The organism is Microcoleus sp. K5-D4, assembly GCF_036704575.1.
Taxonomy (GTDB): domain Bacteria; phylum Cyanobacteriota; class Cyanobacteriia; order Cyanobacteriales; family Microcoleaceae; genus Microcoleus.
In genome coordinates, this window is sequence record NZ_JAUBSD010000121.1 from 1 (window position 1) to 16,153 (window position 16,153).

Annotated in this window: 4 protein-coding genes and 1 pseudogene; 4 read left to right on the forward strand and 1 reads right to left on the reverse strand. The window is 46.0% G+C overall.

Annotation, left to right across the window (positions count from 1 at the left end; all coding sequences use genetic code 11):
* The first annotated feature begins 20 nt into the window (after nucleotides 1-20).
* The 4 genes from QUA77_RS26390 to QUA77_RS26405 all read left to right on the forward strand — a co-directional run bounded on the left by QUA77_RS26390 (nucleotide 21) and on the right by QUA77_RS26405 (nucleotide 14,648).
* Nucleotides 21-6,815: a S8 family serine peptidase gene (locus QUA77_RS26390; protein ID WP_333453492.1), complete on the forward strand. Its 6,795-nt coding sequence runs from the start codon at nucleotides 21-23 to the stop codon at nucleotides 6,813-6,815.
* A 33-nt stretch (nucleotides 6,816-6,848) separates the two neighbouring features.
* On the forward strand, nucleotides 6,849-9,638 hold the full coding sequence (locus tag QUA77_RS26395) for a two-partner secretion domain-containing protein (RefSeq protein ID WP_333453494.1): 2,790 nt from the start codon (nucleotides 6,849-6,851) through the stop codon (nucleotides 9,636-9,638).
* A complete protein-coding gene (locus tag QUA77_RS26400) occupies nucleotides 9,628-11,589 on the forward strand; it encodes a ShlB/FhaC/HecB family hemolysin secretion/activation protein (RefSeq protein WP_333453496.1) in 1,962 nt (653 codons plus the stop codon). Before QUA77_RS26395 ends, QUA77_RS26400 begins: the two co-directional genes overlap by 11 nt.
* 65 nt (nucleotides 11,590-11,654) lie before the next feature.
* Nucleotides 11,655-14,648: a CHAT domain-containing protein gene (locus tag QUA77_RS26405; RefSeq protein ID WP_333453498.1), complete on the forward strand. Its 2,994-nt coding sequence runs from the start codon at nucleotides 11,655-11,657 to the stop codon at nucleotides 14,646-14,648.
* 90 nt (nucleotides 14,649-14,738) lie between these two features.
* On the opposite strand, the pseudogene QUA77_RS26410 reads toward QUA77_RS26405, so the two are convergent.
* Nucleotides 14,739-16,008: pseudogene (locus tag QUA77_RS26410) on the reverse strand (IS701 family transposase).
* Nucleotides 16,009-16,153: the final 145 nt, after the last annotated feature.

The following is a 16,153-nucleotide window of genomic DNA, read 5'->3' on the forward strand; positions in this document are numbered from 1 at the left end:
ATGTGTTACCTGCTTATAAAGTGGGAGAAACAATCAGCTTTACGGGTGGGAAAGTTTACGATGCCGACGGTGTTGATGACCTCGAAAAAGTAGAATTTTCCCAAAGGAAGGAAAGCGGAGAATGGGTGAAGGTTGGTAATTCGGAAACTTTCACGGCTGATAGTCAAGGGTGGGCAAATTTTAGCTACTCTCTGCCAGATTTGAGTGCGGGGAATTACCAGGTAAAGGCGATCGCCTACGATGCAGCAGGTGATACCAGCGAGACGATACTCAAAAGCTTCACTGTCAAGGAGGCTACAGTTACACCAACACCAACACCAACACCAACACCAACTCCAACTCCCGTAGTAAATACCGCCCCAAAAAACTTGCAATTTGATGTGTTACCTGCTTATACAGTGGGAGAGGAAATCAGCTTTACTGGTGGTAAAGTTTACGATGCCGACGGTGTTGATAATCTCGCCAAAGTAGAATTTTCTCAAAGGAAGGAAAGCGGAGAATGGGTGGAGGTTGGTAATGCGGAAACTTTCACGGCTGACAGTCAAGGGTGGGCAAATTTTAGCTACTCTCTGTCAGAGTTAAGTGTAGGAAATTACGAGGTAAAGGCGATCGCCTACGATCTAGAAGGCGCTACCAGCGAGACGATACTCAAAAGCTTTACTGTCAAGGAGGCTACAGTTACCCCAACGCCAACACCGATTCCAACTCCAACTCCACCTCCAACACCAACTCCGGTAGTAAATACAGCCCCAAACAACTTGCAATTTGATGTTTTAACTGCTTATACAGCCGGAGAGAAAATCAGCTTTACTGGCGGTAAAGTTTACGATGCCGATGGTGTTGATGACCTCACCAAAGTAGAGTTTTCTCAAAGGAAGGAAAGCGGAGAATGGGTGAAGGTTGGTAATGCGGAAACTTTCACGGCTGATAGTAGTCAAGGGTGGGGAAATTTTAGCTACTCTCTGTCGGAATTAAGTGTAGGAAATTACGAGGTAAAGGCGATCGCCTACGATCTAGAAGGCGCTACCAGCGAGACGATACTCAAAAGCTTTACTGTCAAGGAGGCTACAGTTACACCAACGCCAACACCCACTCCAATACCCACTCCAACGCCTACTCCAACAAATACAGCACCACAAGACTTACAATTTGAGGCTTTAACGACTTACACATTAGGAGAAAAAATTAGCTTTACGGGTGGTAAAGTTTACGATGCCGAGGGTGTTTCTAATCTTAAAAATGTCGAATTTTTTCAAAAAAAGGAAGGCGGAGAATGGCTCAACGTTGGTAATGTTGAAAGTTTCATTGCTGATAGCCAAGGGTGGGGAAATTTTAGCTATTCTTTGTCGGATTTAAGTGTAGGGAAGTACGAGGTAAAAGCGATCGCCTACGACCTAGAAGGCGCTACCAGCGAAACGATACTCAAAAGCTTTACTGTCAAGGAGGCTACAGTTACTCCAACACCAACACCTACTCCAACGCCAACACCTTCTCCGACTCCGATTAACCAATCTCCAGAAAAATTGCAATTTAGCCTACTAACTACTTATCAACCAAACGAGGCAATTCAGTTAACAAATGCCAAAATTTTTGATCCAAATGGAGCCGATAATTTAGCCAAAGTAGATTTCTGGTTGCAGAAAGAGGGGGGAGAATGGACAGATATTAGTGACGCTACCACTTTTACTTCCGACAGTGCTGACGATCGTTGGGCCACGTTCAATTACACTTTGAATGGGTTGGCTGCGGGTAAATACAAATTCAGGGGTATCGCCTACGATAAATCCGGTGCAGCCAGCACTGAAGTCATGTCGAACTTCTCGATTAATACTGCGCCGAGCGATTTACAATTCAAAATATATCCGCTCTATACAACCGGAGAACAACTTAGCTTTGTCGGTGCTAAGGTTGCGGATGCTGAAGGCGTGAGCGACATCGATCGAGTGGATTTTTGGTTGCAGAAAGAAGGGGGCGAAAGAATTGAGATTGCGAATGATGTAACTCAGTTTGAGAGCGATAGTGATGGTGTGGGTAGATTTAACTTTAGTTACGATTTAAGCCAATTAACACCAGGTCGCTATCAATTGAAGGCGATCGCCTATGACAAATCCGGTGGTGCTAGCGAAGTCGCGACCGAACAATTTGCCCTCATTACTAATCCCGGTGAAAGCGGGCTTTCCGATGATGTCAAGTTGGCGATCGTTGGTGCTGCAAATCTCGACAGCTACCCGCCAGAAGCTTTAGCGGAAACAAAGGAGTGGGTTGTTTGGCTCACGCCCGGACAGTCTTCCGAACAATTAGCAGCTAGTGTTGGCGCGATCGATCGGGGAGATACCGGTCACATTCCCAACACTTTTATCTGGGAATTTCCAGAGGGAACCGATCCGAAAGAGGTGGCGGCTCAGCTAGCAACAATTGCAGGATTAGAATATGCTTACCCGCAGGTGCCCGTTAGTTTGAGGTTGTTGTACGAACCGCAGGAAACTTTATACAGCGATCAGTGGAATTTACGGAATGCAAATCTCCCCGCTGCTTGGGATGTGGTTAATCCTGCTACTTCTCAAACTGTGCGGGGGAGGGGTGTAACTGTTGGGATTGTTGATGATGGTTTGCTATACAATCACCCAGATTTAAGAAGTCGGTATAACCCTGCTTCGAGCTGGGATTTTACAGATCGAGATAGCGATCCGTCGCCAACATCCACAACTAGCTTTGTCGCGGATCTTTCCGATGTCGAAGTTAATAGTTGGAACAGTATATCTTTCCCTATGCCTGTGAATTTGACAGGAATGGTGACAGGTGTTGATGCTAGCTTCGATTTAAGTCAATCTCTGCCACCTAATTTACCCAAACCTGAAGAGTTGCAAGTATCTCTGTACAGCCCTGATGCATCTGCGTCCAGCCTTTTATATCGGTATACCTCCTATGGTGGAAGATTGTGGTGGCCGGGGAGGGATGATTTGAAATTCACGCAAAAAGCCGATCTTAATTTTACTGGAAATAGTTCCCAAAGTTTCATTCTGAATCAATTTAATGGAAGTTATGCAGGTGGGAATTGGCGATTAGAACTTAAGAATCCCAACCCTGATGAGTATGATGCAAACGAAATGCAGCAGCTTAGTGAAGAACTTCTGAGACGCTGGACATTGCAAATTAACACTGCTAACCCTCACGGAACCGCAGTTGCAGGAATTGCTGCAGCCAGTGAAAACGGTAGAGGGATTATGGGTGTGGCTCCAGAAGCGAAATTAGCAGGGCTGCGACTATTTGGTAACACAGATCCGCTCAATCACGAGGTTGACCGCTTGGGACAACAGGTTGCTGATGCTTTGTTCGATCCTCGGAAGCAACCGGGACAACTCAATCGCAACCAGTCGATCGATATTTTTAATAACAGTTGGGGTCCGAAATATATGAAGCGGCAACCTTTAGCTCTGTACGCCTTGGAAAGTGGAGTTACCAAAGGTCGAAATGGGCTGGGAAATATCTATGTATTTGCTGGTGGCAATGAGGGCAATTTCTACGGAAATGTCAACTATAACAGTTTTGCAAGTTCCCGCCACGCGATCGCCGTAGCTGCGATTGATCGAGCAGGAAATCACGCCACTTACAGTACGCCCGGATCGGCAATTTTAGTTTCAGCAGCCTCCGACAGCAACGATCCCAATAGCTTCCAAGGGATTACAACAACAGATATTTTTGGAAATGGGCCAGGTGGCTATGCTAACGATTTTGGCGGAACTTCTGCGGCTGCGCCAGTGGTTTCTGGAGTGAATGCTTTGATGTTGGAAGCGAATCCTAACTTAACGAGCCGCGATGTCGAACATATTTTGGTCAAGACTGCTCGGAAAAATAACCCAAATGGCATAGATGCAGCAGGTAAACCAAAATGGGTGCAGAATAAAGCGGGACTTTTGGTGAGTTATGAGTATGGCTTTGGGGCTGTCGATGCCGCCGCTGCGGCGAATGCTGCTGTTAATTGGACGCCAGTCGGAAAAGAAGTTAAAGTAACTTCTAACTTGCAGAATGTAATCAAATCAATTCCTGATGGCAACGCAACGGGAATAGAAGCGAAGACTGCGATTTACCAAAATATTATTATTGAGAAAGTCGAAGTAGTTCTTAATGCAAATCATGCGGACTGGGGCGACTTAACAGTAAAACTCATCTCGCCAGATGGCACAGAATCAATTTTGGCAAATACCATCCCTGACATCCCAAATTCCAACAATAGCGACAAGCTTGAGCCAGATTCTCCTCAGTGGAGGTTTACTTCTGTCCGACACTGGGGCGAGTTGTCAAAGGGTGAATGGAAGTTGCAAGTTATTGATAAGAACGGCAACCAATTTAAAGGAGATTGGAATACTTGGCAACTCAATCTTTACGGATTGGAACTAGATGAGTCTCCCAATGTTGTTACCAATACGAAAGATAGCGGTCCGGGTAGTTTGCGGGAGGTTTTGACTTGGGCAAATAGCAGCCCTGGCAAGGATACAGTTCTCTTCAAGATTCCTCCCACAGATCCTGGCTACAATACCAGCAACAATGCTTTTACCATTCGACCGCTATCACCACTGCCGCGGATTACCGATTCAGTGATTATTGATGGAACCAGCCAGCCGGGATATTCAGAGCGGCCAGCGATCGAATTAGATGGCAGCAATGTATCAGTGGATGGTTTGTATATCTCTGCTGGCAACAGTACAGTAAGGGGATTAACAATCAACCGTTTTGGTGTTGACGGTATCCGATTGATTGATAATGGTGGCAACATCATTGAAGGAAATTTCCTTGGTACGGATGTAACTGGTACTCAAGATTTAGGCAACGGCAGTGGTATATCAGTTTGGACGCCTAATAATACTATTGGCGGTACGACGGTCAAATCACGAAATATCATATCTGGCAACAATCGCTTTGGCATTTACATTGATGGGGCAAGTGCTAGCAACAACCTCATTCAAGGCAACTATATCGGTAGCGATCTTACGGGTACTCAAAAATTGGGAAATACAACTGGTGGTATTGTTATTTTGGATGCGCCTAACAATACTATTGGCGGGACAACAGTTGGGGCATCAAACTTGATATTTAGTAACGGTAGAAACGGCCTTCTTATGAGGGGTGATGGTGCGACGGGAAACGCTATTTTATCCAATTCCATCTCGGGGAACGCTCTCTTGGGAATCGATCTGGGAAATGATGATTTGACGGTAAATGATGTGGGAGATAGCGACACGGGTTCTAACAACTTCCAGAATTTTCCCGAGCTGACTTCCGCGATCTATAGTGGCGGGAATACGACAATTAAAGGAAAGATAAATAGCACTCCAAACACTACATTCAGAGTAGAGTTCTTCTCTAACAAAGGTTTAGATGATTCTGGTTTTGGTGGTGGTGATCTGGGTAGTGGTGATTTTGGTGGTAGCGGTTATGGAGAAGGAGAGAAGTTCCTGGGATTCCAGAATGTAACGACTGATAGTAATGGCAATGCTAATGTTGAGATTAAGTTACCAGTAGCTGTTCCCATTGGTCAATTTATTACTGCCACGGCTACAGATCCGAATAATAATACTTCGGAGTTTTCTCAGAACCTTGAAGTTAAAGCAAATTCTGATCCTAAGCTAGAGTGGGTACGCCAGTTTGGTACTCCGCTTCAGGAGATAGGTAGAGATATTGCCACTGATAGTGCTGGAAATGTTTATATGGTTGGTTTGACAGGGGATGGCGATGCTACTACCGGTAACTGGGATACTTTATTCACCAAGTATGACGCTAATGGCAACCTACTTTGGCAGAAACAATTAGCTGACCCTGCAACGGATTATGCTTTAGGAGTAAAGATTGACGCAGCCAATAATGTTTATATTATTGGATACACTAATACCAATTCTGATTCTGACCGTGATGCTTATATCTATAAATATGATACCAATGGTAGTGAAATCTGGAAGAAAGTATTTAGCAGTCAAGATACCTTTGCGGATGCGGCAGACTACGCTACCGGAATCGGCATAGATAATGCAGGCAATATCTATGTTGCTGGTAATACTTGGAGTTCTTTTGATCCTGAGAAAGCATGGTCAAAAAATCCTCCCAATCAAGATGCTTTCATCGCTAAATACGATACTAACGGCAATCAGGTTTGGATTAAAGATTTTGGCACAGCTCAAGACGAAAATGTGCGAGCAGTTACTACTGATAATGCTGGCAATAGCTATATTGTAGGGCAAACTAGCGGAAGTTTGGGAGTCCGCGTGGATGGAGTAGATGCTTTCATCGCTAAATATGATACTAATGGCAACCAAGTTTGGTTGCGTCAGTTTGGTACATTAGCCTCCGACATTGCTTATGGAGTAAAACTTGACAGTGCTGGTAGTATTTATGTCACTGGAAGCACTAGAGGCAACTTGAACGGCAATAACAATAGCGGTGGAGCGGATAGTTTTGTAGTGAAGTATGATTCCAACGGCAATCAGCTTTGGACGAATCAGTTTGGAACGGTTGGCAGTGAAAATATACCCGGAGTTAGCTTAGATAAAAATGGGAATATATATGTTGCCGGCATGACTGAGGGTTCTTTAGATGGCAGTACGAATGCAGGAAACTATGATATCTTTGTAACCAAGTTGGATAGCAGTGGCGTTCGTTCGTGGAGCCAACAGCTAGGTACTGCGGGTGAAGATAGTACATACAAGCTCTTTATCGACGATGCTAACAACATCTATATAACGGGCAGTGCCAGCGCTTCCTTAGAAGGTCAGCCCTATGCAGGCTCTAGCGATGCTGTTCTACTCAAATATAAGATTGGTTAAATAATAGGCAACCAATAGGCAGTGCTGTGTCCCGTGAGCAATAAAACAAAAGCCAAAATATTCTGCATTCTATTTTACATTTGTGGCTTTCCAACTTGGGCGATCGCCCAAGTTGTCCCCGATGCCACTCTACCCAACAATTCCACCGTCACTCCAGACGGCAACACCTTCACCATTGAAGGCGGCACAGAAGCGGGTCGCAACCTGTTCCACAGCTTTCGCGAGTTTTCCGTCCCCACAGGCGGTACAGCATTTTTTAACAACATTGATACAGTTCAAAATATCTTTACTCGCGTCACAGGCGGGTCAATTTCTAACATTGATGGCATCATCGAAGTTAACGGCACTGCTAACTTATTTCTCCTCAATCCCAACGGGATTATTTTTGGTCCGAATGCCAGCTTGAAGATCGACGGCTCGTTTCTAGGTACTACAGCTAATAGCATCAACTTCGCTGACGGCACCTCATTCAGTGCCACCAATCCTCAAACAACTCCCCTACTAACTATCAGCATTCCTACCAGCTTGCAATTTGGCCCGAATCCCGGTCAAATAATTGTCGATCGACCTGCGGCCGTTTCTGCTTTTGAAGACAGTGGCGAAGGAAATCAGAACCCCGCAGGCTTAGAAGTTTTACCCGGTCAAACTTTAGCGCTAGCGGGTGGCGACATAGCGCTTCCCGGCGGCATTTTGACAGCACCGGGAGGAAGGATTGAACTTGGTAGCGTTGCTGGCAATAGCTCAGTTAGCCTTACCCTCAATGACTCAGGTTTCACTCTCGGATATGCAGGCGTCCAGAACTTCCAAGACATTCAACTGTCACAAGCCGCTGTTGTCGATGCTAGTAGCGATGAAGGTGGCGGCACCATCCAAGTCCGGGGACGGCGGGTAGCGCTGACGGAGGACTCAGGAATTCTCTCCCAGACTTTCGGCAGCCAAAACGGAGGTACAGTCTCCATCCAAGCGGTACAGTTCGTCGCTGAAGGTGGCGGTTATGTAGATACAACGACCTACGGTGCTGGCCGGGGGGGCAATTTATCCGTCACAGCTACAGAGTCCATAGAACTAAGCGGGACTAATCCCGATGGCACATTGCCCAGCGGTTTCTTTGCTCAAGTTGACATACAAGACGAAACTACGCCAACCACAGGAAATGCAGGAGATTTGACGATCGCGACGAGTCGATTAGTTTTACAAGATGGCGCGCAGGTAAGCTCAGGTACATCGTCTCAGGGTTCCGGGGGAAATTTAACTGTCACCGCTTCCGATTCTATCAAAATAATAGGCAGAAGAACAGATGGTCAGGCTCCTAGCGCCTTGCTAACTCAAACTGAACCTGGTTCTTCTGGCAATTCACAAGATTTAACCATTTCCACCAGAGAGTTGATTTTGCGAGATGGCGCTGAAATTTCATCTACCACCAATGGCACGGGGAATGCAGGCAATATACTCATTCAAGCGTCCGACCAGTTGATTGTTCAAAATCGTGCTGGAATATCGGCTTTCACTTCAGGTGATGGGCGCGGTGGCAATATCAGCATTGAAACAGGACGCTTAATCGCTCAAAATGGCGGTCAGGTATTAGCCACAACTCAAGGCACCGGGCAAGCAGGGACTTTAACTGTAAATGCCAGAGAATCTATCGAACTCGCTGGAACGGATATAGATGGGTTTCCCAGTGGCTTATTCACGCAGTCCACAGGGTTAGCAACGGACTCTGATGCTGGCAATGCAGATAACTTGACAGTAACAACCAGGCAGTTAACGGTGCGGGATGGAGCCGCGATATCAGCAGACACTTTTGCGAGTGGAAGGGGAGGTTCTCTGACAGTCAATGCCTCAGAATCTATTGAAGTAACCGGGACTTCCGGCATCGTGCCTGCAGAGGTTTCTCCCTTAGTCAGGGCGGACGGGCGTTTGCCCAGCCGTTTGACAGCAGTGGCAACGGGCAGCGGAGCAGCAGGGAGTGTAACGATCGATACAGGACTGCTAAGGGTACGCGATGGGGCAAGTGTTGCTGTAGATGGCAGCAGGGGTACGGGCTCAGCCGGCAACCTGGAGGTAACAGCCAGCAACATCCGACTGGACAGAGGAACCATTACCGCAGAAACTAGATCCGGTGACTTCGGCAATATCAACCTCCAAGCGTCCAACTACTTACTGATGCGCGACAACAGCAACATTACCGTCACCGCCAGCGGCGATGCTAGGGGCGGCAATATCAACATCAATGCCAGAGCCTTAATTGCCGGTATCAACAGCGACATCACCGCCAATGCAGTCAGCCGCGAAGCCGGCCGGGTTGAAATTACAGCTCCAGAAGGCATTTTCGGAGCCCGATCGCGCCGCGAAGCAAATCCCGCCTCCAACCTCACCAGCGACATCACGGCTACCTCCCTGGCCGGCCCGCAACTCGACGGCGAGGTGCTCCTCAACACTCCTGATGTTGACCCCACCCAGGGAGCCGTTCAGTTACCAGATAGACTGGTGAATCCCGACGCGATCGCCCAAATTTGTCCCGCCCAACGGCGGCCGGGAGAGGACAGAACCTTTACCAGAACCGGGCGCGGCTTGCCTGCCACTCCGGGGGAAACCCTCAGCGGCAGTCCTGCAACCGTCGGTTTAGCGGACGCCGTACCGCCTGTCGAAGGGCGATCGAGAACTGCTGCACCCCAGCAGGCGGTTCGCCCCGCTGCTCGCCCCATCCAAGCCGCTCGCGGTTGGGCGGTTAACAGCAAAGGGGAAGTTATTTTCACGGCCAATCCTGCATCGGTGCCGCTGCAAAGTCCCGTTACCCCTAACCCAGAGTGCAATGTTCAATAACCGAATTCGGAACTGGGGCGATCGCTTGTTGCCGTTGAGTGCGGGCTTGTTAGCAACCAGCTTGGCAGCTTGCCCGCTGAAGGCGCAAACTGTTCTGTCGCAGCCCGCAGAAGAGTTGAATGCGGGCGAACTCCCAAACTTGACTGTTCAGATTCCCAACCCCGCAGAACCTCTGGAACCCCAAACCGTTCCTTCCCGGCAGAACCCGCAAAACCTGCCACAAACCGAGCCTTCTCCAACGTTGGAAGAAAGAAAGACTGAACCCAACTCCGATCGCGGTGAAGTTTACGAATGTTCCTTTTCTGTTCCGCCAGAACCGCGATCGCCCGCAACTCAAACGCCGGAAGATAGCACAACCGATCGAGCGGAAGATAGCACAACTGATGGAGCGATCGAGGCAATCTCAGTCACTAATTTTCGCTTCGTTGGCAATACAGTTTTCAGCCAAGAAACTCTCGATCGAGAAATTACCCAACATTTTCTAGAATTAGATAGCACTACCAACCGATTCCGAGAAGGTAAAATTACTTTTGCTCAATTGCAGCAAGTAATTTCCGAAGTGACAAAGTTTTACAATCAAAAGGGATACATTAACTCTTTTGCCTACATTCCCACAACAAGTGAAGAACCAAATCAACGATTGCAAAATAGAGGCGCTGCTGGAGAAGTTATTATTAAAATCGTTGAAGGCGGATTGGAATCAATTCGAGTGCGGAGGCGGACGGGGAGGCAACGGCTCAATCTCGATTATGTATGCAGCCGTTTGGCGATCGCCGCCCAACCTTTACAAGTTTCCCGCCTGCTAGATGCCCTGCGATTGCTCGAACTCGACCCCTTAATCGAAAATATTTCTGCTGAATTGATACCCGGTTCGCAAGTACACAGAAGCGGGTTAGAAGTTAAATTTGAGGAGGAACAAACTTTGAGCGCGGCAGTGCTGCTAGATAACCGCCGCGCTCCCAGCGTTGGCACTGTCCGCCGCCAAGTGGAACTGAGCGAAGCAAATTTATTAGGACAGGGAGATGGTTTGAGCCTTGCCTACACGAATACTGATGGCAGCAATGCCTTCGATCTAAACTATACATTACCTTTAAATCCGAATAACGGCACGGTTAATGTAGCAGCAGGAACAACTGCCAATCGCGTCGTCGAGCCGCCTTTTCAAGATGTAGATATCAGAGCGGCTGCGCGCTATTTAGATATCAATTTGCGGCAACCTTTGTTAAGGAATCCCAGAGAAGAATTTGCTGTTGGTTTGACGGCAACTCGGCGGGAAAGCGGCACTTCTATTTTAGGCGAAGATTTCCCGCTTTCTCCGGGAGCAGATGAAAAAGGTCGATCGCGCATTTCAGCCCTGCGATTCTTTCAGGACTGGACGGTGCGGAGTAATGAAGAATTGTTAGCATTTCGATCGCAATTTAGTTTGGGATTGAGTGCCTTCAATGCTACTGTTAACTCAGAAGCTCCTGACAGCAGATTTTTGGCATGGCGGGGACAGGCGCAGTGGGTTCGCCGTTTGGCAAGAGATACTTTTGTCTTTGCCAGTACCGACTTGCAATTAGCAGATAGAGCGCTGTTACCTCTAGAGCAATTTGGCATTGGGGGATTGAATAGTGTTAGGGGCTACCGGCAAGATTTACTTTTGGGCGATAATGGAATTTCAGCATCAACCGAGCTGCGATTTCCGATTCTTGGCCGGTCCGATCGAGGGTTAGGAGTTGTACAAATTGCTCCTTTTATTGATGCGGGCAGGGTGTGGAACAGTTCCGGTCCCGAGGATTTTGACCCTCAAACGTTGGTGTCTGTGGGGGCGGGATTGCGCTGGGAAATGAGCGATCGCGTTACAGCGAGTTTTTACTGGGGCATTCCTTTAGTTGAAGTGAATTCGAGGCAGAGGACATGGCAAGAAAAAGGGTTACATTTTTCAGTGCTATCCAGGTTTTATTTTTGAAATCTGCACGCCAAATAAAGAGGAAAACTTTTAGGTTGTTCGCCCTACTATTTTTAACAGTATTGATGTCATTTTTAGCAACAAATGTCCAGGCTCGATCGACTTTTAAAATCGTGTCCGACAAATTAACCATAATTCCTGTAGGGGCGGGTTCACCAACAATATTTGCCAATAATCGACAATCTCAAAAACCCGCCCCGGCCGACAGATCGCAGTCAGTCGATCGGACTCGATACAATTGGGAAGTAGAAAAAACAGGAATTGCCCGACAAAATTATGCAAATATGAGTGCGATCGCCCTCCAGCAGCGACAGGGAAGTGAATGGGAAAAGTTAGCGAGGGAACGCTATGCGGCAGGAGAGTTTGAGGAAGCAGCGAAATATTGGCAGCAAGCGGCGGCGGCTTTTGAAATTAAGGGAGATTGGTTAAATCAAGCGATCGCCCTCAGCAATCTTTCGTTAACTTACCAACAGTTTGGGCGCTGGCAAGAGGCAGAGAATGCCATTGAAAAAAGTTTGAGTTTGCTGCCGCCAGACTCGGGTGAAAATTCGCCCGCAGAATTAAGGGCGATCGCTCAGATTCTTGACATTAAAGGCAACGGGCAATTGGAACGGGGACAAGCAAACAATGCTTTAAAAACTTGGCAGCAATCTGCTAGCATTTATGTTAAATTAAAGGATGAATTTGGGTGGCAGCGCAGCTTAATTTCGCAAGTCAAAGCCATGCAGGGGTTGGGGCTTTACGATCGGGCTTGTCAAGCATTAATGCCAGTAATTTTGTCGGAGAATCGAGGAAGGTTTGCCATCCCAGATCGAACCTGCGCGCAGTTAACCAACCGCGAGAGTTTAGATGAATTACAAAAGGTTTTACAAACACAATTCAATTCAAATTCAAAAAGCATCCAACTGACAGGAGGGCGTCTCCTCGGCGATGTTTTGAGGCAGCTTGGATTTTTAGACAATTCAGAGAAGTTATTAAAGGCAGTCGATCGAGCTATTACCCAAGACAAAAATCCTCAAGAAACAGCTTTGGTTTGGCTGAGTTTAGGCAATACTTACGAAGCTTTAGGGAATAGAAATCGATTTTTGTCTGAGTCGGAAGACAACGCTATAAAAAATTATTCAACGGCTTTAGATTACTACCGAAAAGCGGCTGATGCTGCTGGGAAATCCCCGATAAAATTCCAGGCACAGTTAAATTTATTCAGCCTTTTAGTAGATGCAAAAAACGGAAATAATGTCAACCTCCGAGAAGCCGAAGAATTGCGGTTGGCAATTTTATCTCAGTTGAACCAGTTACCGCCGAGCCGCCATAAAATCTATGCTGAAATTGGCTTAATGAAAGGCTTAGCTAACTTGAAAAATCAAGAGTTAAAGGCTGAAAATAACCAGCCTAATTTAAGAGATGACAAGGCAGAATCACTCTCTAACTACTGTTTGCCCGATTCCCCGACTGTTTCTGAAAGCTTGTCTCAAAATACTCGATCTTTATCGTGGGGAGAAATTGTTAACCAGGGAGCAAAAGCTGTCAAATTAGGTAGAGATTTAGGCGATTTAAGGGCAACAGCTTATGCTTTGGGTAATTTGGGTGAGATTTACGAACAGAAAAATCAATGGTTAGAGGCTCAACAGTGTACGGAACAAGCTTTACTATTGTCGCAGAACGTTCAGTTAAATTCGCCGGATCTTGCCTATCAGTGGCAGTGGCAATTGGGGCGAATTCGTTGGCATAAAGAAGAGAAGGACATTCAAGGTGCGATCGCGGCTTACACGGCAGCATTTAATACGCTACAGTCGATACGCAACGATCTAGTGCCGATTAGTCGAGACGGGCAGTTTGACTTTCGCGATCGAATAGAACCTGTGTATCGAGATTTAGTAGATTTGTTGTTGCAGGAGCCGGAACCAAAGCCGGATAATTTGATACAAGCTCGAAATGTAATTGAAGCCCTTCAAGTGGCTGAATTGGATAACTTTTTTCGCGATGCGTGCGTCCAGATTAAAACTAAACAAATTGATGGGATCGATCGCACAGCAGCAGTGATTTATCCAATTATTTTAGAGGATCGGTTAGAAGTTATTGTCTCCCTACCCAACCAATTATTACACCATCGCTCACCTGATGCACCTCGCAAAAAAGTTGAGGATTTAGCCAAAAAACTGCAAGACGAATTAAGCGAAGCTGGTGCGCGTGCTGAAGTTCCCAAGCTTTCTAAATTTTTCTATGAATGGTTAATTGAACCTTTTAATAAATATCTCAAACAATACCCCGATTTAAAAACATTAGTATTTGTCCTAGACGCAAGCTTGCGCAATATTCCAATGGGTGTATTGTATGATGGTGATGAAGTTACTCAAAAAGGCAATTACCTAATCGAAAACTATGCTATTGCTTTAGCACCGGGTTTGCAACTAATCAGCCCGAATTTCTGGCGAGCAGAAAGGTTGAAAGTTTTAATAGCTGGTTTGAGTAAAGAACGGCAATTTCCTGGGAGAACTCCATTCCCGGCCCTTAAATATGTAGAGCAGGAGTTAGGAAATATCCAAAAAGAGGTTCCTAGCCGTGAAAAGCCACTGATTAACCAAGATTTTCTCAAAAATAGCTTAAAAAACCAAATTAACTCTTTGCGTTCCTCAGTGGTTCATATAGCAACTCATGGTGAATTCAGTTCCGAGCCCGAGCAGACTTTTATTGTTGCTTATGATGACGTGATCCAGAGTAAAGAGTTAAGCGATATACTGAGCGGGAGGCGTGCCAGCGAAGGTAATAGTATTGAATTATTGGTTTTGAGTGCTTGTAAAACAGCTAAGGGCGATCCTAGAGCTGCATTGGGGCTAGCTGGAGTCGCCGTGCGTTCGGGAGCGCGCAGTACATTAGCAACATTATGGTATGTTGACGACGAATCTACAGCAGAACTAATGGTTCAGTTCTACAATGAACTAAAAAAACCTAATGTGAGTAAAGCTGAAGCGCTCCGCCAAGCTCAATTATCGCTTCTAGCAAAACAATCTGACTCTTATTATTGGGCTCCTTTTGTGATGATCGGAAATTGGTTATAAGAATAGTCTTAGGACTGGAGTTTAGACTAAGACAGAACAAAGAGGTGCATTACTGTAAATTGAATGCACTTAACGGGACTTAAACAAATTTCAAGCCCAAACAAAGCCTAAACTAGCTTTGTAAGCAGAGAATACGTCCCAATTTTCGTTCAGCCATTTGACAAACCGAAAAGATATCGCTGTCCTAAACGCTTCCAGCGCTTCTGTAAAGGTGTTTAAAGGTTTATTGGCCCACCTACGTCTTAATCCGCAGGTTTTGGTATGCCAGAGGATGAAACTGTAAGCACAAAACACCAAAATCAAATGCCTTTTTAGGCTGCGTTTATCTCGCTCCTTGATATTCTTTTAGCCCTAACCATCACGAGAGCTTCCCGATAGAAAACTTCAATCCAATTTCTTTGTGCATAGGTATTTACTATCCACTCCGCTGTCGCTGTAGATAAGTCAACATTAGCGATCAAATAATCAATATCACGCTTCTTGCTCGAAAGTATCTGCATTCATGACGATCGCGATGACTTTTTTGCCTGTCAACTTTGACAACTCAATTTCTCTTGTTGCTACCCAGACTGTTTTCGGTTTTTCTACGGATAGCTGAATTTTTCTGAAAGCATCAGAGGGCAAGGATGAAGCCAAATTATCTCCTCGAATTTCCTCTTTTTCATCGCCGACTTTTTGAATTATTACTTTACGGTTCTTGGCAATCCCTCCGATGTATTTTAATTTTCTTTTCTCTAATTCTTGTAAAAAACTTGTATTATTTCCATACCCGGCATCAATTAGCACTATCGCTGGTTGATATCCTCTGGCTAAACTTTGGTCTATTAAGTCTCTGGCTATTTCGGGTTTCTTTTTAAATTCTGGGTCGGCGTTTCCTTTGGGTAATGAGTCGGCTTTTTGATATAATTCTATATCTAAGGGTAAACTTTTGATGCCATCATATAGATGGCTAGTAACTGCAACTACCCCATTCTCTGTTTTCCCAATTTCTCCAATATATTGTCGTCCCACTACTTCTTTCAAATTACCACTTTTTCGGTGTCCTGAATCATCAACGATCAGGCTAAGGCCTCGATTAATCTTGGTTTGCCTACACTGATTCATTACCTCTAGACGGCGTTGATTCAGTTCCATTGCTGACTCCCGGTGCCTCCGTTAAAAAATGGTGTAACTTGTGGTAAGTCACTCCGACGCTGTTTGCTGCCATCTGGGAAAGGTTTTTTCGCTCCCGAGCGCCCAATAATCCGCCTAAATAGTTCCTAAACTCCCGTTTTTGGGCAATATGACCAAAGATATTGTCAAATCTTTGACACCATCGGTCAAAGCAGGGGGGCATGGCGGCGGGGGTGGTCTCTTTCATCGCTCATTATTTAACGTTATATTCTTGCTATGCAAGGATTATAGCTTATTTAGCTCGTTTTTTTTGTTTAACAATAGTCCGGACAGTTTTTAAGCAGCCAAAGTACCATAAGACAAGACTGAAGGAAGGTTAGGGTGATTTAAAA